The sequence below is a fragment of the Cognatishimia sp. SS12 genome, from assembly GCF_028369055.1.
Classification (GTDB): domain Bacteria; phylum Pseudomonadota; class Alphaproteobacteria; order Rhodobacterales; family Rhodobacteraceae; genus Cognatishimia.
The window spans coordinates 1-18,381 of sequence record NZ_JAQNCZ010000008.1 but is presented as its reverse complement, the minus strand read 5'-3'; the positions used below and the strand labels follow the sequence as shown (position 1 = coordinate 18,381).

Annotated in this window: 17 protein-coding genes; 10 read left to right on the top strand and 7 right to left on the bottom strand. The window is 59.3% G+C overall.

Annotation, left to right across the window (positions count from 1 at the left end):
• The first annotated feature begins 16 nt into the window (after positions 1 to 16).
• The 4 genes from N6L24_RS15245 (at position 17) to N6L24_RS15230 (ending at position 4,498) form a co-directional block, all read left to right on the top strand.
• Positions 17 to 2,854: a helicase-related protein gene (locus N6L24_RS15245; protein ID WP_271845570.1), complete on the top strand. Its 2,838-nt coding sequence runs from the start codon at positions 17 to 19 to the stop codon at positions 2,852 to 2,854.
• A 90-nt stretch (positions 2,855 to 2,944) separates the two neighbouring features.
• Entirely contained in the window at positions 2,945 to 3,322 is a 378-nt protein-coding gene (locus N6L24_RS15240; RefSeq protein ID WP_271845569.1) for an RNA-binding S4 domain-containing protein, read from the top strand.
• 51 nt (positions 3,323 to 3,373) lie between these two features.
• On the top strand, positions 3,374 to 3,712 hold the full coding sequence (gene fdxA, locus N6L24_RS15235) for a ferredoxin FdxA (protein ID WP_271845568.1): 339 nt from the start codon (positions 3,374 to 3,376) through the stop codon (positions 3,710 to 3,712).
• Between the two features lie 276 nt (positions 3,713 to 3,988).
• The gene (locus N6L24_RS15230; protein WP_271845567.1) at positions 3,989 to 4,498 is read left to right on the top strand and encodes a CarD family transcriptional regulator; all 510 of its coding nucleotides are present in this window, start codon (positions 3,989 to 3,991) and stop codon (positions 4,496 to 4,498) included.
• Positions 4,499 to 4,567: 69 nt separating this feature from the next.
• On the opposite strand, the gene N6L24_RS15225 is transcribed toward N6L24_RS15230, so the two are convergent.
• Complete coding sequence (locus N6L24_RS15225; RefSeq protein WP_271845566.1) at positions 4,568 to 5,116, bottom strand: helix-turn-helix domain-containing protein; 549 nt, start codon at positions 5,114 to 5,116, stop codon at positions 4,568 to 4,570.
• A 102-nt stretch (positions 5,117 to 5,218) separates the two neighbouring features.
• Here N6L24_RS15225 and N6L24_RS15220 point away from each other — a divergent pair, with 102 nt between their 5' ends.
• A complete protein-coding gene (locus N6L24_RS15220) occupies positions 5,219 to 5,938 on the top strand; it encodes an AzlC family ABC transporter permease (protein WP_271845565.1) in 720 nt (239 codons plus the stop codon).
• The gene (locus N6L24_RS15215) at positions 5,931 to 6,227 is read left to right on the top strand and encodes an AzlD family protein (protein ID WP_271845564.1); all 297 of its coding nucleotides are present in this window, start codon (positions 5,931 to 5,933) and stop codon (positions 6,225 to 6,227) included. The genes N6L24_RS15220 and N6L24_RS15215 overlap by 8 nt, the downstream gene beginning before the upstream one ends.
• A gap of 8 nt (positions 6,228 to 6,235) precedes the next feature.
• On the opposite strand, the gene N6L24_RS15210 is transcribed toward N6L24_RS15215, so the two are convergent.
• On the bottom strand, positions 6,236 to 6,985 hold the full coding sequence (locus N6L24_RS15210; protein ID WP_271845563.1) for an adenosylcobinamide-GDP ribazoletransferase: 750 nt from the start codon (positions 6,983 to 6,985) through the stop codon (positions 6,236 to 6,238).
• Positions 6,986 to 7,062: 77 nt separating this feature from the next.
• Here N6L24_RS15210 and cobT point away from each other — a divergent pair, with 77 nt between their 5' ends.
• Entirely contained in the window at positions 7,063 to 8,073 is a 1,011-nt protein-coding gene (gene cobT / locus N6L24_RS15205) for a nicotinate-nucleotide--dimethylbenzimidazole phosphoribosyltransferase (protein WP_271845562.1), read from the top strand.
• A 20-nt stretch (positions 8,074 to 8,093) separates the two neighbouring features.
• Here the strand turns inward: cobT and N6L24_RS15200 are convergent, their stop codons facing one another.
• On the bottom strand, positions 8,094 to 9,974 hold the full coding sequence (locus N6L24_RS15200) for a monovalent cation:proton antiporter-2 (CPA2) family protein (protein ID WP_271845561.1): 1,881 nt from the start codon (positions 9,972 to 9,974) through the stop codon (positions 8,094 to 8,096).
• A 9-nt stretch (positions 9,975 to 9,983) separates the two neighbouring features.
• On the bottom strand, positions 9,984 to 10,442 hold the full coding sequence (locus N6L24_RS15195; RefSeq protein ID WP_271845560.1) for an Lrp/AsnC family transcriptional regulator: 459 nt from the start codon (positions 10,440 to 10,442) through the stop codon (positions 9,984 to 9,986).
• 137 nt (positions 10,443 to 10,579) lie between these two features.
• On the opposite strand from N6L24_RS15195, the gene hppD reads away from it, so the two are divergent.
• Positions 10,580 to 11,677, top strand: coding sequence for a 4-hydroxyphenylpyruvate dioxygenase (hppD, locus tag N6L24_RS15190; RefSeq protein WP_271845559.1), 1,098 nt, complete (start codon positions 10,580 to 10,582; stop codon positions 11,675 to 11,677).
• A gap of 83 nt (positions 11,678 to 11,760) precedes the next feature.
• Here the strand turns inward: hppD and N6L24_RS15185 are convergent, their stop codons facing one another.
• Positions 11,761 to 14,106 carry a hypothetical protein gene (locus N6L24_RS15185; protein WP_271845558.1) on the bottom strand — a complete coding sequence of 782 codons (2,346 nt, stop codon included), beginning with the start codon at positions 14,104 to 14,106 and terminating at the stop codon, positions 11,761 to 11,763.
• Positions 14,107 to 14,270: 164 nt separating this feature from the next.
• Here N6L24_RS15185 and N6L24_RS15180 point away from each other — a divergent pair, with 164 nt between their 5' ends.
• On the top strand, positions 14,271 to 14,975 hold the full coding sequence (locus N6L24_RS15180; RefSeq protein ID WP_271845557.1) for an SIMPL domain-containing protein: 705 nt from the start codon (positions 14,271 to 14,273) through the stop codon (positions 14,973 to 14,975).
• A 57-nt stretch (positions 14,976 to 15,032) separates the two neighbouring features.
• Here N6L24_RS15180 and N6L24_RS15175 read toward each other — a convergent pair whose 3' ends face one another.
• Complete coding sequence (locus N6L24_RS15175; RefSeq protein WP_271845556.1) at positions 15,033 to 16,325, bottom strand: O-acetylhomoserine aminocarboxypropyltransferase/cysteine synthase family protein; 1,293 nt, start codon at positions 16,323 to 16,325, stop codon at positions 15,033 to 15,035.
• Positions 16,326 to 16,403: 78 nt separating this feature from the next.
• On the bottom strand, positions 16,404 to 17,405 hold the full coding sequence (locus N6L24_RS15170) for a hypothetical protein (RefSeq protein WP_271845555.1): 1,002 nt from the start codon (positions 17,403 to 17,405) through the stop codon (positions 16,404 to 16,406).
• 80 nt (positions 17,406 to 17,485) lie between these two features.
• Between N6L24_RS15170 and N6L24_RS15165 the strand changes: the two genes are divergently transcribed.
• Positions 17,486 to 17,968 carry a hypothetical protein gene (locus N6L24_RS15165; RefSeq protein WP_271845554.1) on the top strand — a complete coding sequence of 161 codons (483 nt, stop codon included), beginning with the start codon at positions 17,486 to 17,488 and terminating at the stop codon, positions 17,966 to 17,968.
• Positions 17,969 to 18,381: the final 413 nt, after the last annotated feature.

The window sequence follows — 18,381 nt, the reverse complement described above, 5'->3', positions numbered from 1 at the left end:
GGCAAAAGGCGCGCGTATGTCTCATCTGGGCCGGATCACAGCGATTTTGGGGCCGACCAATACCGGCAAAACCCATCTCGCGATCGAGCGGATGCTGGGCCATCGCACAGGGGTGATTGGCCTGCCGCTGCGACTTTTGGCGCGCGAGGTCTATGACAAGATCGTGGCTGCGCGCGGCCCATCTGTGGTGGCGCTCGTCACGGGCGAAGAACGGATTGTCCCGCCGCGCGCCCAATATTGGGTATGCACCGTCGAAGCCATGCCAGAGGGCATGGGCTGCGATTTTCTGGCGGTGGATGAAATCCAGCTTTGCGCCGACCCTGAGCGCGGCCATGTCTTTACCGACCGTTTGCTGCGCGCGCGGGGCCTGCATGAAACCATGTTCATGGGGGCCGATACCATGCGCGGCACCATTGCTGCCCTGGTGCCCGGGGTGCAGTTTGAACGGCGCGAGCGGATGTCGACGCTCAGCTATTCGGGCAGTCGCAAAATCAGCCGGATGCAGCCCCGGTCTGCCATCGTCGGCTTTTCGGTGGACAATGTTTATGCCATCGCCGAACTGCTGCGCCGCCAAAAGGGCGGGGCGGCTGTGGTGATGGGGGCGCTCAGCCCGCGCACCCGCAACGCGCAGGTTGATCTTTATCAGAACGGTGATGTTGACTTTCTGGTGGCGACTGATGCCATTGGTATGGGGCTGAATCTTGATATTGACCACGTCGCCTTTGCCAGCACCAGCAAATTTGACGGCCGCCGCATGCGCGATTTGATGCCCAATGAACTGGCGCAGATTGCGGGGCGCGCCGGGCGCGGGATGAGCCATGGCACCTTTGGTGTCACCGGGGAAGCCCGCCCGCTTGACGAAGATGTCGCCGAAGCGATCATGGACCACCGCTTTGCGCCGCTGAAAAAGATCAACTGGCGCAATCCCAATCTTAGCTTTGGCTCTGTTGCCGCGCTGATTCACACGCTGGAAGAGCCGCCACAAGATGAACGGTTGCTCAAGGCGCGAGAGGCCGATGACCTGTTGGCGCTGAAATCCCTGTCCCGCGATGCCGAGATCATGGCCCGCGCCAGTGACCCGAAATCCGTGCGTCTTTTGTGGGATGTCTGCCGCATTCCGGACTTTCGCGGCATCAGCCACAGTGAACATACCAGCCTGCTGGAAGGCATTTTCAACCACCTACATGAACGGGGCCGGGTGCCCAATGACTGGTTCGCGCGGCAGGTCAAGCGAATCGACCGCAGCGACGGAAACATTGATACCCTGTCAAAAAGACTGTCATATATCCGTACCTGGACCTATGTGGCGCAGCGAAATGGTTGGATTGACGAGGAAAACCATTGGCGCGAGGAGACTCGCGCTGTAGAAGATCGCCTGTCAGACGCGCTTCATGCGAAATTGACAGAAAAATTTGTGGATCGCCGTACCAGTGTATTGTTGCGGCGGCTCAAACAGAAGGAGGCCCTTTTGGCCGAAGTGAATGATAAGGGTGAAGTGACCATCGAAGGTGAATTCGTTGGTCGTTTGGATGGGTTCCGTTTTCAAGCCGACAAAAGCGCTGATGGCGCTGAGGCGAAGACGCTGCGTCAGGCAAGCCTTGCCGCGCTGGCACCGCAATTTCATCTGCGTGCGGACCGGTTCTATAACGCACCCGATACCGAAATTGATTTTACCGAACAGGGCGGCCTGATGTGGGGCGAACATGCGGTTGGCAAATTGGTGGCCGGCGCAGATCCGTTTAAGCCTACAGTCAGCGTTTTTGTCGATGACGAAGCTGGCCCGGAAGTGGCGCAAAAAGTAGAGCGCCGCTTGCAGCATTTCATCGACCGCAAGATTGCCGCGCTGTTTGAACCGCTGCTGAACCTGTCGCGTGACGAAGAACTGACAGGGCTTGCGCGTGGCTTTGCCTTCCGCATGGTTGAGGCGCTGGGCGTGATTCCGCGCGGTGATGTCGCCGCCGAGGTAAAAGACCTTGATCAGGACGCCCGTGGTGCGCTGCGCAAACATGGCATCCGCTTTGGTCAGTTTACCATTTTCATGCCGCTCCTGCTGAAGCCTGCGCCGACGCGCCTGCGTCTGGTGCTTTGGGCGCTGTACAATAAACTGGACGTCTTTCCCGAGGCACCGCCTGCCGGTCTGGTCACAGTGCCTGCTGTCGAAAAAGCCCCGGGGTATTATGCGATGGCGGGCTACCGCGCCGCCGGTGAACGCGCCATTCGCATCGACATGCTGGAACGTCTCGCGGACATGCTGCGCACTGAAGATAGCCGCGGCGGCTTTGAGGCCAACCCAGACATGCTGTCGATCACCGGGATGACGCTGGAGCAATTCGCGGACCTGATGCAGGGCCTTGGCTACAAAGCCGAGAAGGGCGAGCGCGAAAAGGTCAAAGTGGCCCCAGCGGAAACCGCAGACGCGGCCGCAAGCGCTTCTGAGGCGTCAACGGATGACAGCGAGGCGGCACCAGCCGACACTGAAGCTGCCGCAACTGACACTGGCGCGACAGAGCCTGAGGCCGCTGCGCCAGCAGAGGCTGCAGAGAGCGCCGCAGATGAGACCGCGCCAGAAGCAGATGAGACCGCGCCGGAAGTGGAAGTTTTCTATACCTTCACATGGGGTGGCCGCGCCAATCGCCAGAACAATCGCCGCGCCCCGCAAGGTGGCCGCCGCGATGGCGCACCGGGTCAGGGCAAGCCGGGTGGCAAACCACGCGGCAAACCTGGGGCCAAAGGCAAGGGCAAGCCGCGTCAGGACGGCGCGAAAAAGTTCTCTGCCCGGCCGCCGAAGAAGGAAAAGGCGATTGATCCGGACAACCCATTTGCCGCAGCGCTCATGGGTCTGAAAACCAAGTAATCGCAGCGCGGTTCCGGTCTGAAGAAATCGAAAGGGCGTGCGTCATAAGCTGCACGCCCTTTGTCTTTTCCCGCTAATATGATTGCAGCGATGACTGATAGCACCAGCAAATTGCGCATCGACAAATGGCTTTGGTATGCGCGCTTTTTCAAAACCCGCAGCCTTGCGGCTAAGGTTGTGAGTGGTGGCCATGTGCGCGTGAACGGCCAAAAGATTGCCAAATCCAGCTTTTCGATAAGTCCAGGTGATGTGCTGACCTTCCCACAGGCCAAGCAAATCCGGGTTGTGCGCATCGAAATGCTTGGCACGCGCCGTGGCCCGGCCCCGGAAGCGCAACAAATGTACTTTGATATGACCGAAGTGCGCGAAAACGTTCCGCGTGCCCCGCGCTTTGAAGGAAAAGGGCGCCCCAGCAAGAAAGATCGCCGCAATCTCGACCTTATGAAAAACAGCCCGCTTGAAGATTAGCGCGCAACGCTTTAGCTAGACCCTCAACAATTCTGTAGATCGAGACGTCCCATGACCTATGTCGTCACTGACAACTGCATTGCCTGCAAATACACCGACTGTGTCGAAGTATGCCCCGTAGATTGTTTCTATGAGGGGGAGAACACGCTGGTGATCCACCCGGACGAATGCATCGACTGTGGTGTTTGCGAACCGGAATGCCCGGCAGATGCCATCCGCCCGGATACCGAGCCGGATATGGAGCAATGGGTTGAATTCAATCGCAAATACGCTGAGATTTGGCCGGTCATCATCTCAAAGAAAGATCCGATGCCGGAAGCCGAAAAGCGCGATGGCGAAGAGGGCAAGCTTGAGAAGTATTTCTCCGAAGCGCCCGGCGAAGGCGGCTGATTCGGCGATTCGTTTGCGCCCGACGGTCATGTTGCAGCGCAGAAATAGCATAACTCTCTGATATTCCGGGGCTTTTCACTGAAATGCCTCCGGTGCGCTTCTATATGGGGCGTTTTTATGCTATAGTTACATGACAATAGAATATGACCACATGTGCCATCCCGATGCTGACGGCTGATGCCCGATCCGAAGGATGGTTTTTTGCGCCAAACGGTTTGTGCTTTGATCACCGGATCACCCGCCTGTGTTTGGTTGCGCTCTGTTAGGAAGGACTGCATGAGCAAATCTAAGAAGAACGAATTCCGTCCGAACGAATATGTTGTTTACCCGGCTCATGGTGTGGGCCAGATCGTGAATATCGAACAGCAAGAAATCGCAGGGATTGAGCTGGAACTTTTCGTGATCTCTTTTGAGAAAGACAAAATGACCCTGCGGGTGCCGACGCATAAAGCCACAGAAATTGGCATGCGCAGCCTCAGTTCTCCTGATGTGATCAATCAGGCGATGAAAACCCTGAAAGGCAAGGCCAAGGTCAAACGTGCCATGTGGTCCCGCCGCGCGCAGGAATACGAACAAAAGATCAATTCTGGCGACCTGATCGCCATCGCCGAAGTGGTGCGCGATTTGCACCGCACCGATGATCAGCGCGAGCAAAGCTATTCTGAGCGTCAGCTCTATGAAGCAGCGCTTGAGCGTCTGACTCGCGAAGTGGCCGCCGTGGCGGGCGGGGATGAAATCCTTGCTGCCAAACAGGTGGATGAGGTGCTGACCGCGCGCGCCGCATAAGGTCGCAAAGCAGATTAATAGGGGCCGCACCTGGCGACGGGCGCGGCCTTTTTTGTGGCTTTCTGATCCCTATTCCAAGCTTTCCATGATGCAGACAATCTGCGCCTCCGCGCATTCCGCCACATATTGGTGCGCGACATCAGCCGGGTAGCGGTAATAATCGCCGGTGTTCAAAGTGGCGGGTTTATCAACTGGCCCAACCGTCACCGTGCCGGATATCACGATCACATGTTCCACGGTGCCCGCCGGATGTGGGTTGGCGCGGCGGTCTTCGCCACGCAGCACCTTGGCGCGATAAATATCGCGTCGCCGCGCGGCGGGGCATTTGTCCAGCAGCGTTGTTGAAAAATCGGCATGGTCTGATGAAACGCCGACGCCTTCGGTGGCGCGGATCAATTTGACCTCGGGCTCCGGCATTTCAAACAGATGGCTGAAAGGCACGCCAAGCGCAGCGGCAATCGACCACAGCGTTTCCACACTCGGATTACCTTTGCCCGCCTCCAGCTGCGATAGCGTGGATTTGGCCAGCCCGGCCTGCTGCGCCAGTGCCGTGAGGCTGATGTCGGCCCGCTGGCGTTCGCGTTGAATGGCGCGGGCGATCAGTTCGGAAGGGGTCATGGTCGGCCTTTTGTTCGTTTTGTCGAACGTAGTTCGAATTGACAGTCGGCGCAACGTCGTTCATTTTGACGAACAGTGTTCATTATGAATGAGGGTACCGGTGTGAGCGAGGACTTGGAGTGGCGCAGGCAGGCCAGAGATGGGGTGCGAGATGCAGTGCCGATTGTTGTGGCGATCTTCCCCTATTCCGCCGTGTTTGGTGCCGTAGCGATTGAGCGTGGGCTGAGCCTGGCAGAGCTGCTGGTGACATCCGCCAGCATCTATGCGGTGGCCAGCCAATATGTGATGCTGGACCTATGGGGCAAGGACGTGCCGGTTTGGGCCATTCTTTTGGCTGTCTTTGCGGTGAATTTTCGTCACGTGCTCTATTCCGCCAGCAGCAGCGCCTGGCTTGCCGGGTTTTCCCGCACCCAGCGCGCGCTCGCGTTTTTCTTTTTGATTGATCCGCAATACGCCAGTTGCGCCAAACGCGCGGCCCAGAGGCAGATCCGGCCCGCATATTATTTCTCTTATGCGGTGCTGGTCTATTCCAGCTGGATGCTGGCCAATTTTCTGGGCGGACTCTTTGGCAATTTGATCGAGGATCAGGCGCGCTTTGGTCTGGATATGATCTTGCCGATGTTCTTTGCCAGTCTGGTTTTCGGCTTTCGCGGCAAGTCGCGGTTTGCATTGGTGCTGGCGACAAGTGTCAGCTGCGCCCTGCTGGCATATCTGACCGTCGGGACCCCGTGGCATATTTTGCTGGGCGGCGGCGCGGGCATGTTGGTTGCAGCGATGACCAGCCGCGCCCCTGGCACCGGACAGGGGGCCCAGCATGGATAACGTTTATGTCCTGATCCTGCTCTGCGGCGGTGTCACCTATCTGACCCGCTCGGGCGGATATCTCATCATGGCGATGTTTGGCACCGTACATCACCGCGTCCAAGCGGCGCTGGATGTGGTGCCGATTGCCGTTTTGTCCGCGCTTGTGTCGCCCTGGATGGTCTCCGGGTCGGTGGTTGACGCTGTGGTAATTGCCTTGGTGTGCCTGCTCAGCCTGCGCTTGCCGCTTTTGCCCAGTGTCATTCTTGGCACAATTGCCGTCGCATTCATGCGGCAGCTCTTGGGATAGCCGGGTCTCTATGTGGCGGCAATCAGCATGAGGATCAGCGCGACCTGTTGCGCCGCCCCAAGCACATCGCCGGTCTGCCCGTCGATCTTGCGTTGCGCCAGGAAACCCACTGCGCTGGCTGCCAAAATAGCTAGCAAAGCCCAGCCCAAGCCGCCCCAGCCGCAGAGCAAAAACGCCAAGAGCGATGGCCAGACAACCGCCAGCGCCGCGCTGCTGAGGGGCGGGCGACCTTGCGCATGGCTGAGGCCGCTGTTTCGCGCATGGGGAAGCGCGTGCATTAACGCGGGCAGGACCGCGCGGGACAGCGCTTCGATCGCAAGTAGCGTCCAGATCCAGCCGCCACTTTGCACAAGTTCCGTCACCGCAAGCCAGCGCAGGCCGACGCCGAGGATCAAGGCCAAAACGCCGTAGCTGCCGATCTGGCTGTCTTTCATGATCTCAAGCCGCCGATCGCGGTCCCAGCCGCCCCAAAACCCATCGGCGCAATCTGCGAGCCCATCTTCGTGCAGCGCGCCCGTCACAAGCAGCCCAGCACCGATATAGGCGGCGGCAGCCATCGCGGGCGCAAGCCCCAGCCAAAGGGCGACGCAGGCGGCGAGACCGGCGAGCGCCGCAACTGCAAGCCCCGCACAGGGATAAGCCCAGCTCGCGCATGCGCTGCGGTGAAACTTTGCTTTGAGGGGCAGCCGCGTCAATAGCGCCAATGCGGTTGCCACATCAGCGAACTGCACAAGCGACGTTTCGTCCTTTTCGGCCATAGAACGGTTTCCAGACTTGTTCCCAAAGTTGCATCAGGTAAACACGCTGCGACGTCAAGAAACAACAGGAGCCCGCCATGAGCCAAGAGTTTTCCAACCTCGCAGAGTTTCGGGCGTGTCTGGCGGCGGCTCCTACACCGGATGCGGCGGCAATCAGCGCTGCCGAAGAGCGCAATGGCCAGCTGACCAAACCCCCGGGCGCGCTGGGGCGGCTTGAGGATCTGGCCATCTGGTATGCGGGCTGGCGCGGGACCGCGCGCCCCCAAATTACCGCACCGCAGGTCATCGTCTTTGCCGGAAACCACGGGGTGACGGCGCAGGGGGTCTCGGCCTTTCCTGCGGAAGTGACCGCGCAAATGGTGCTGAATTTTGAGCACGGCGGCGCAGCCATCAACCAGCTGTGCAAGGCGGCCGGGGCCAAGCTGGCCGTGCATGCGCTTGATCTTGATAGACCGACGGCCGATTTCACCGAAGGCCCGGCGATGGACGAGGCCGATGTGATCGCTGCGCTTAAGGCAGGCTGGGACGCGGTGGATGCGTCCAGCGACCTGCTGGTGGTCGGCGAAATGGGCATCGGCAATACCACGGCGGGCGCAGCCATTCTGAATGCGCTTTTTGACGGCGCGGCCGAAGATTGGGTCGGGCGCGGCACTGGCGTGGATGATGCCGGACTTGCCAATAAGGCGCGCGTTGTGCGCGAGGGGCTAGCGGCCAATACGGCACGCGAAGGGCTCGAGGTGCTGCGGTGTTTGGGTGGGCGTGAATTGGCGGCGATGGCCGGGGCAATTGCGCGCGCCCGGCAGCTGCGTATTCCGGTCATTCTGGATGGCTTCATCGCCACCGCCGCTGCCGCGACGCTGGCCGCTGAAGAGACCGGCGCGCTTGATCATGTTGTGGCGGGCCATGTTTCTGCCGAAGCGGCACATGTGAATGTGCTGAAAAAACTGGGCAAGGAACCACTGCTTGCGATGAACATGCGCCTTGGCGAAGCCTCGGGCGGCGCGTTGGCCATCAATATCCTGAAAAGCGCAGTGGCCTGCCATTCGGGCATGGCCACATTTGCCGAAGCAGGCGTAGCGGACGGCTAACCGCGGTGCCCTAGCCGCCGCTATTCTGCGGCGGTTTTCTTTTCAAGCGCTGCCATCAGGGATGTCTCAAGGTCCTGCTCAAGTTCCTTGGCGCGGTCGATATAGGCTTTGTTTTGCGCGGATGGGATGTCAGGATCCCAAAGTTCCGCCAGTTCCCGCACCGCTTGCCGGTCGTGCTGAAAGAAAGTCTGCTCGCTGATCGCGGCCTCATATTCACTCAGCCCCATGTTTTCGAGCACATATCGCCCCGCGCGTAGAGAGCTGTCAAACATCTCGCGGACAATGTCATTTGCCCCGGCTTTGTAGAGCTGAAAGACATGCACCCGGTCACGCGCCCGCGCGATGATATGCAGATCGGGCCGCTCGCGGCGTGCATGTTTGATCAGCTTGATGGTCGAATTCGGATCGTCCAGCGCCACAACGAGAATTTTGGCTTCCATCAGCCCGGCCGCATGCAGCAGGTCAGGGCGCGTTGGGTCGCCGAAAAAGCCCTTAATGCCAAATTGGCGCATCAGCTCAATTGCTTTCAGGTCATGGTCCAGCACCACGGTTTTGAATCCGTGCGCCCGCACCAGTCGGTTGACGATCTGCCCAAATCGGCCAATGCCCGCAATGATAATCGGACCGGTTTCGTCAATCTCATCCGCGTCTTGTTTGTTTTCGCTATCTTTGCTGCGCCGCGCCAGCACCTCATAGAGGATGAACAAAAGCGGCGTGATCAACATCGACAGGGCGACCACAAGCAGCAGCGCTTCGCCAAAATCGCCGGGCAGGACATTCTGCTGGGTGGCAAAGGAAATCAGCACAAATCCGAATTCACCCGCCTGCGCCAGCCCAAGCGAAAAGAGCCAGAGGTTGCGGCCCCGCAGGCCAAACACCCGGCCGAGACCAAAAAGGATGACGCCTTTGATGCCAATGACCGCCAGCGTCAGTGCAAGCACGTTCAAAGGATCGTTGAAAAGCGTGCCGAAATCGATCTGCGCCCCAACGGTGATAAAGAAAAGACCAAGCAGCAGGCCTTTGAAGGGTTGGATATCGCTTTCAAGCTCGTGCCGAAATTCCGAGTTGGCCAGCACGACGCCTGCCAGAAAGGTCCCCAGCGCTGGGGACAGGCCCACAAGGCTCATCAGGAAGCCGATTCCGATGACGATCAGCAGCGCTGCAGCTGTATACATCTCGCGCAGGTTCGCGTGATGAATAAAGCGAAAGAGTGGGCGGATCAGGTAAATTCCGGCGAGAATGACCGCCACCACCGCGCCGATTGTGACCAGCGTCACGCCCCAGCCGGGCAACCCTTCGACGAGCGACATACTGCCATGGCCCGCGCCATGGGCCGCCTCTTCGCCCACCGCGATAGATCCGTCCTCGCGAAAACTGGCCGTGCCGCCAAGCGCCAGAAGCGGCAATAGCGCCAGCATCGGAATGACGGCAATGTCTTGTGTCAGCAGCACCGCAAAGGTCGATCGCCCACCTGCCGTGCGCATCAGCCCTTTCTCTGAGAGCGTCTGCAGCACAATCGCCGTCGAGGACAGCGCAAAGATCATGCCCACCGCCAGCGCAATGTTCCAAGCATAGCCGAATTGCATCATCAGAAGCATGATCGTCAAAAGCGTCAGGCTGATCTGCAATCCCCCAAGGCCGATCAATCGATGTCGCATCGCCCAAAGCGCGCGGGGGTCCATCTCTAGCCCGATGAGAAACAACATCATCACAACGCCAAATTCGGCAAAATGCTGCAGATCGGCGGTTTCAGAATGGGCGATCAGACCCAGAATGGGGCCAATAATGATCCCCGCCATAAGGTAGCCCAGCACCGAGCCGAGCCCAAGGCGCGCGGCAATCGGCACGGCAAGCACGGCGGCCAGCAGGAAAATCGAGGCTTGGAAAAGGAAACTGTCCATTCTTGGTCCTTAAGTGGGCAGGGGGGCGTCGCGTTTGAATTGGTCCATCACGATCTGGCTTTGTATCCTGCTGACAGCAGCATGCGGCAAAAGGATCTCGTGGATCAAGGTGTTGAGCGCGCCAAGATCGGCACAATAGACCCGCAGCATGTAATCCGCGTCGCCCGTCAGCGTCCAGGCGCTGATGATTTCGGGACGTGCGGCGACCAGCCGGGCAAAGCTTTTGGCTTGGTCCGGTCCATGGGTGCCCAATTGGACCTGCACAAAGCCTTGCACCGTCAGACCCAAACGCATCGGGTCAAGCTTTGCGGCGTAGGATTGAATAAAGCCGTCTGCTTCCAACCGCTGCCGGCGGCGGCCCGCCTGACTGGGCGACAGGTTGAGCATCTCGCCCAGTTCCTGTGCTGTGAGATGGGCGTTATTTTGCAGTGCGCTGAGCAGCTTTTTGTCAGTTTCATCCAGTTTCATGCGTCATTTCCGCGCCATATTGGAGTATTGCGACAATCATACGCGCAAATTTCGAAAAACGCACGAAACTTCGCGGAGTTTCCGCACGGATAATGCGCTATTCTGAATGGGATTTAGAACACTTAAAGGAGGGGGCAATGGGTCCGTTTCCACACGATGCGCCACGCGCAGAAATTTCAGAGTATAATCCAGCGGGAACCGATGGGTTTGAATTCGTAGAATTCGCCCACCCAGAGCCGGAAGAGCTGCGGGCGCTGTTCACGCGCATGGGCTATGCACATGTCGCCAACCACAAATCCAAGGCGATTGAGCTGTGGCAGCAGGGCGATATCACCTATATCCTGAACAACGAGCCGGGCAGCTTTGCCCTGCGCTTTGTCGAAGAGCATGGCCCCTGCGCCCCCTCGATGGGCTGGCGTGTGGTTGACGCGCAGAAAGCGTATGAACACGCGATTTCAAAAGGCGCAGAGCCCTATGATGACGCGGACAAAACCTTGGCGTGGCCTGCGATCAAAGGGATCGGCGGTTCGCTGATCTATTTCACCGATCAGTATTATGACACCTCGCCGTTTAACGAAGAATTCGACTGGCTGACCCAATCCAAGCCAGAGGGCGAAGGGTTCTTCTACCTCGATCACCTGACCCATAACGTCTTTAAGGGCAACATGGACAAGTGGTTCAAGTTTTACGGCGATCTGTTCAACTTCCGCGAAATCCGCTTTTTTGACATTGAAGGCAAATTCACGGGCCTCTTTTCGCGTGCGCTGACCAGCCCCTGTGGCAAAATCCGTATTCCGATCAACGAAGATCGCGGCGAGACCGGGCAGATTGTGAATTATCTGAAAAAGTATAACGGTGAGGGGATCCAGCACATCGCCGTTGGCACGGATGATATCTATGCCTCGGTTGATGCGATCGCCGACAAAGGCGTCAAATTCATGCCTGGCCCGCCAGAGACCTATTATGCCCTGTCCAAAGATCGGGTGGTCGGCCATGAAGAACCTCTGGATCGCCTGATGAAGCACGGCATTCTGATTGACGGCGAAGGCGTGATTGATGGCGGCGAAACCAAGATCCTGCTGCAAATCTTCTCAAAGACCGTGATTGGACCGATCTTCTTTGAATTTATCCAGCGCAAGGGCGATGACGGCTTTGGCGAAGGCAACTTCAAAGCGCTGTTTGAAAGCATCGAGCAAGAGCAGATCGACAAAGGCGAACTCAACGCCGCCGAATAAGGTAGTGCAGCGATGAAACGACACAGGGCCGGGAAAACCCCGGCCCTTTTTTTGATCTTACTTCGTGATCATTCTGGGGGCCGTCAGCCCTTTGGCATCTTCAGGACAATATCGCGGCTGCCTTTGACATAGCGCAGCTCGCTGCTGCTGATGGCCGAGACGCGGCCGCCGTCGATGCGATCCCCCACTTTGACTTTCTTATAGCGTCCGCTGGACAGGCGCACGAGAGCGCGGCGATCTGCGGCAGAGCCATAGACGCCGATGAGATTGATTTTTCTAAGGTTAAGCACGTTCTTTTCCGTCGCACTGCGCGCCACTGAGGCGGTGGTTGGGAGCGTTGGGGCCAGCACCTCTGTTTGCGGGACTGCAACCGAGGCGAGTTGCTGGCGCGCAGCCGTCACTTTGCTGGCAAAATTTTGGGGCCGGGCACGCGGTTTCAGACTGGCCGAAATCGCAAGATCGGAGGCGGAGTCAATTGCGTTCTCAAGGGCGTCGTTGATCGCACCTGTATTGACCGAGGCGATTTCCACCGCCTGTTCAGGCCGGGCACGCGGGCGAAACTGCGCCAGTTCCGAACGGGTGCTGCCGCCCAATGTCGCGCGTTCATTGCCTTCGACCAGACCCTCGGGGCGCAGGGTAGGGCGCAAATTGGCGATGGCCGCGCGGCCCACTTCGGCTGCGTCGCTTTCCAGTTGCGTCACTTCCAGGCTGCGGTCGGGCCATTTCTCGGGCAAGGCGGCCGGACGGCCTGCGAACACCAAAATCCCTTCGGGCGAGAGCGCCCCCTCAGGGGTCGCCACCACCAGACCGCGGGCGTCCAGCTCAATCTCAATTCCATGCGGGACAGGGTTGCTTTGCGCGCCCAGGCTTGCATCTTCACCAAAACTGGCCGCTGTTGGCAGGGCCACGGCATCATGGGTGATTTGCCAGGGTTCAAAAGAGGCCAGGTAGATGCTTTCTGATATTTCTTCCGCGGGCGACAAAGGTTGTTCCGGGGCGATGGCCCAGATGCCGGTGGCGGCGTAAAACGTATCACCGCTGACGATGGGCAAGGCGGCGTCAATCACCGGGTCCAACGCGACAAATGCGGTGTCATTGGCGGCAGGCGCTTCGATGACCCCTTCGTTGCCATCCAGCGCCTCGACTTCCGCGCTGTCTGTTATGGTGTCCGGTGCCGTCGGCTCCAGCACCGTCAGGCCTAGGTCGGCGTCGGGATCGGGCAAAAAGGCGATCTGCTCAACATCCTCACCGGATGAAAACCAGCCTGCCAGTCCGTCCTCGGTAAAAATGGACGCCCAGACGGCGACACCGGCCAAAAACACGATCAGGATCGCGACAAGTATGGCCCCGAGATACCGCGGCCTGCCGCGCTGCGTTGGCTCTGCCGCAAGGGGGCTTGGCTTTTCCGGGGCGGCACGCGCCGGGGCGGTGCCTGCGGGCTTGTTGGCGACCGCAGGTTTTGCAACCGGGCGGGGCGGCGGGGCCGGCTGTTCTGCCGGGGCGACAACCGGGGCAGGTTTGAGGCTCGCCAGCAACGAGGCCGGATCAAATCTTGTATCCTGTTGCGCCAGCGCGCTTGCGTCCTCGGTCGGCTTTTGGGGCGCTGCGGCAGCCGCGTCTTTGATCCCGCGATCGACACCGGGCAATTTGGCGTTTGACGCGCCGGCGGTGCGCTCGGCGACCAAGCTGCGCGAGGTTGCAAAGGCTGGTGCTGCCGCACTGTCATCGCCTTGGGTGTTGGGGGTGTCCGGCGTGTCCGGCTGATTTTCCGCCACAGGCAGATCGGGTGCATCAAGCGGCAAGGCGGGCTGAATAGGGTCTGCGGGGGTGTCTATTTCCGCCTCAGCCTGAGCCTCAACCTCAGCCTCCATTTCGGGTTCAGGCAACGCGCCTTCGGAGGTTTGTATGACCGGCAGGTCGTCTGGTTCAATTTCCGCAGTGTCCCCGATCAGCGCCGGGGCGGCTTTGGTCGGGCCGAAAAACGGCTCTGCCTGAAACTCCGCCGCCTCGGGGGCGGCCACAAAGCTGACCGCATCAAACCCGTGCCGCGCGGCAAATTCTTCGGCTTCCCCCAATGTATCACGGGCCACCGCAGCAATTTGCACGCTGTCGTTGGTTTCGACAAAATCATAGGCCAAGTCGTCGAGGTCATAGGGGGTCGCGCCCACAAGCGCCCGACGCACAGCCGCTTCCAGGTCATCGGTGCCCGTGGTGATGGACAGATATTTGATCTGATCCCCCGGTAGGATCAATTTGCAGAGCGCCGGACCACCGGCCTGTGTTTCGCCGCGCTGCCGCAGATCCTTCAGCGCGGCGTCCAGATCCGCGTGATCCAGCGGCACATCCCCAAGCAGGTGCCAACCGTCAGGGACGCGACACAGCAGGCGAATGCCGTCAAGCGACAGGGACAGCGCAAAATCAGGTTTCATAAGCTGGCTCTAACATTCGGTGTGGATGGCAAAAAGCCCATCAGGTTGCGGGCCATTTTTATAGCAGGAATCTGCCGAGGGGAAGAAAAAGCAAAACATCCCCGCGCAATCCGCGGGTTTCTGCCCTAGCTATAAAGGTATGCGTAGAAGAGTGAGGAGCAACTATGCGGAAATTCGGCACTTTTTTGGCGGCCTGCGCGCTGGCCGCACCGATGATGGCCTCAGCCGGTGAAATTGTGGTTCAGGGGCGCGGCACCGTCGATCAAGCCCCAGATATGGCCGTGATTTCCGTCGGGGCGCGGTTTCAGGCCCATACGGCGAGAGAGGCGCTGAATGAGGTGAACAACCGCACGCAAGCGGCATTTGATGTCGCCGCTGAATTTGGCGTTGAGCCGCGCGATATGCAGACCGGCAACCTCTATCTCAATCCACTCTGGAGTCGCGGTGCCAACCATAATGAAGTGGCGCGGATCACCGGCTATGAGGCGGGCAATCAGGTGACAATCCGCATTCGCGATCTGTCGGTTCTGGGGCGGGCACTCGATGAAATGGTGAGCGACGGGGCAAATGTGTTCAACGGGCTGAGTTTTGCGCTGCAGGACCCCAGCCAGGCCGAGGCCGAAGCTCGCCGCCGCGCGGTTGAAAACGCACGCGCCAAGGCAGAGCTTTATGCTGATGCGGCGGGCGTGGAACTTGGCGCTCTGTTGTCGATCAGTGAAAACGGCTCGGTGCGGCCACAGCCGATGTTCCGCGCTGCGGCCGATATGGCCATGAGCGAAAGCGTCCCGGTCGCCCCGGGCGAATTGACCACCATGGCCAACGTGACGCTGGTTTATGACATCAAAGACCCTGCCGGTGCACAGGACTAGGCGCAAAAAAGAAGGCCGCCCGTTGAGCGGCCTTCTGGTGAATTGCAGGGGGTTCGATCAGGCAGTGGCTTTGCTCAGGGCCTGATCAAGATCTGCGATCAGATCATCGGCATCCTCGATCCCGATCGATACGCGCACCACATTGGGGCTGGCCCCGGCGGCCTCTTGCTGCTCGGGGGACAGTTGCCGGTGGGTGGTGGATGCGGAGTGGATGATCAGAGAGCGCGTGTCCCCCAGATTGGCCACATGGCTGAACAGCTCCAGACTATCGACCAGTTTCACGCAGGCGTCATAGCCGCCCTTGACCGCAAAGGTGAAGAGCGCGCCCGCCCCCTTGGGGCAGACTTTCTCGATACGCTCATAATAGGGGGACGACGGCAGCCCGGCATAGGTCACGTAATCCACCCGGTCGTCGTTTTCGAGCCAATCGGCGATTTTGCGGGCATTCTCCACATGTTTCTGCATCCGCAGGGACAGGGTTTCGATCCCCATCAAGGTGTAATGCGCGCCCTGCGGGTTCATTGTCATACCCAGATCACGCAGCCCAACCGCAATGCTATGGAAGGTGAAGGCCATCGGCCCCAGCGCTTCGCCAAAGACCAGCCCATGATACGCCGGTTCAGGCTGGCTGAGCGATGGGAACTTGTCGTTCTGCATCCAGTCAAACTTACCGCTGTCCACAACGCAGCCGCCGGTGACGGTGCCATTGCCAGTGAGGTATTTGGTGGTCGAATGCACAACCAGCGTTGCGCCATGCTGGATCGGGTTGCAGAGGTAGGGCGTCGCGGATGTATTGTCGACGATCAGCGGAATGCCGGCCGCATCGGAGATGGCAGCGATGGCGGCGAGGTCGGTGATATAGCCCCCGGGGTTGGCGATGGATTCACAGAAGACCGCGCGGGTGTCGTCATCAATCGCCGCCTTCACCGCGTCTTCATCGTCAAAATCCACAAATTTCGCGGACCAGCCAAAGCGTTTGATCGTCTGGCTGAACTGGGTGACAGTACCGCCATAAAGCCGGGTGGAAGCCACGACGTTGCAGCCCGGTTGCATCAACGGAAAGAGCGCCATGATTTGCGCCGCATGGCCCGAAGAACAGCACACGGCACCCGCGCCGCCTTCGAGGGTGGCGATACGTTCTTGCAGCACCGCAACCGTTGGGTTGGTGAGCCGCGAGTAGATAAAGCCCACTTCGGCCAGGTTGAACAGCGCCGCCGCATGATCGGCATCGCGGAACGCATAGGCGGTGGTCTGATAAATCGGGGTCTGCCGCGCGCCGGTGGCCGGGTCAGGGTGGGCACCCGCATGAATTTGCAGTGTATCAAAGCCCAGGGGTTTTGCGTCGGTCATTCTGTCCTCCAAGAATTCGTTCGCCCCTAGGTGTAGGCGGCGACAGGCGGCACTGCAATGAAAACGCGCAGTTGCCTTTCAACGCATCCAATACCCTTCACGGCGGATCTTGTTGCGGATCGCCTGTTCCTTGCGGGGTAGGTTGGCCCGATCAAACAAGGCGCGCACTTTCTGACCGCGCCCATGGTAGATCATGAATTTGAAGGGGTCATATTGCTTGAGCACCCTCTTGATCGATTGCTCTGCCGCGACCGTTTCCAGCACGTCGACCACATGATCCGCTTCGCGCGCGTAAAGCAGGGGCAGCAGCCGGTAGTGGCAGGTGATTTCGCCGTCCATCAGCCCGGCGGGCAGTTTATCCCGTCCGCCCCCCAGCGCATGGATCACCAGCGGCAGGGCCACCTGATCCAGCCAGGGGTCCAGCGATTGGCACGCAAGGGTCCTTGGTGGATCATCCCGGATGCTGCGCGCATAGTCGAGAAACAGCCGCCCAAAGACGTGCGGGCAGCGATAGTAAAAGAACCCCGCATTGAAATAGAGATAGCGCCGCCAGTATTCGTCGGGCTGGCTCAGATCCAGCGAGATTTCAAATGGCAGGTCAAATTTGTCATAGAGCGATTGCCAGATGCCCGTATAGCCCGGACCGTAGAGTTCCGGCTTTGGCCAGGTGCCGGTGACTTTCTGCGACGCGCTGGGCACATCAAAATCAAATGGCACGCGGGCAAGATCGCCGGTAAAAAGCGTGTCGGTGTCTAAAAACAGAAACGGCTCCGCTTCTGGCAGGGCCAACAGGGCCTCGATCTTGTTGCCATGGGGGTAGCTTTGGCCAAAGACCTCGTTGCGCAGTGGGATGATTTTGGCCCCAAGCTCCTGCAAGAGCGCCCGTGCGGCATCATTTCTAATGCTGGGGTCTTTCTGCCACATGGGGCCCGGCTGCGGCTCGGCGATAAAAACGGTCCCGTCAAATCCTGGGCTCATCCTGCGCAGGGAGGCCAGCAGCAGCACCGCCTCAAACGTCAGCCGCCCCGCTTGGGCAATCAGCAGAATGTTGAATTTTTGCGGCTTTGCGGTGAAGGTCATAAAAGGGCGGGCTCGAATTTTGTTTTTGCCACCATACTGAGAAGACCGCCGCCGGGCCAAGGGGAAAGGGAGAAGAGGACATGAGAAAGCAGAATGCCAGGGCAGGGCGGAATATGTCGTTGCAGGCGGCGGTGATGGCTTGCGCCTTCGGAATGGCTGGGCAGACCGGTGCCGAAGAGGGCGCGCGCCAGGCCGAAGATCAGACACCGACCGGAAAGTTTCTCACCGCGAGTGAGGTCAAACCGATCCTGACCGCCACCAAAGGCAATTGGATTGCGGTGCGCGCATGGGAAGGTCAGGATCTGCTTTATTTCACCCAGCTGCTCTCATGGCGCTGCGGACTTTATGAAATCCGCTATCAGATCAATGCGGGTGAGATGCAGAGCTGGCCGGTGCCGGACTGCGACGCGGCCAGCTACACGCCCGCCAGCATCCCGGAGGATGCCGACATATATGCCAGCTTTCCGCTGAATGCGATTGAGGCCGTCACCATTGAGCTGCTGTATGACGATCTCAGCACTGACAGCGTCCGCTATGAGCGTGCTGCGGTGATGATTCCCTGAAACGGGCGGCGCAAAGGCGGATTTTTCGGCCTGGTGCCTGGAATTTGCGACTCGTGCCAGAGAGTGGGCGCGGGATTTTCCGGCGAGTCACCTGCTTTATGCGGTGCCAGACCGCCGAGTCTCCGTGCTGGGCGGGGGGCTCTTGTGGATAACCCTGTGGAGCAGTCCGGATTTGGCGCACCGCAGGCCAGGCGCTAGCGGCGGCGGCGAATTTCTGCGACGTAATTTCCTGATTAACCAATTGAATTTATTGATTATTTATTCTTTTGTTAAAAAAGTTGGATTTTCTGTGAAAAAGCGCTTGCGGGTTTTGCGGGGAAACCTTAGAACCCCCTTCACCGGCGGCGCTGAGGCGCACAACGGCGGGTCAGACGGGAAACGGAGCGGTGCTCTGGGGGTCGTTTGAAGGATAC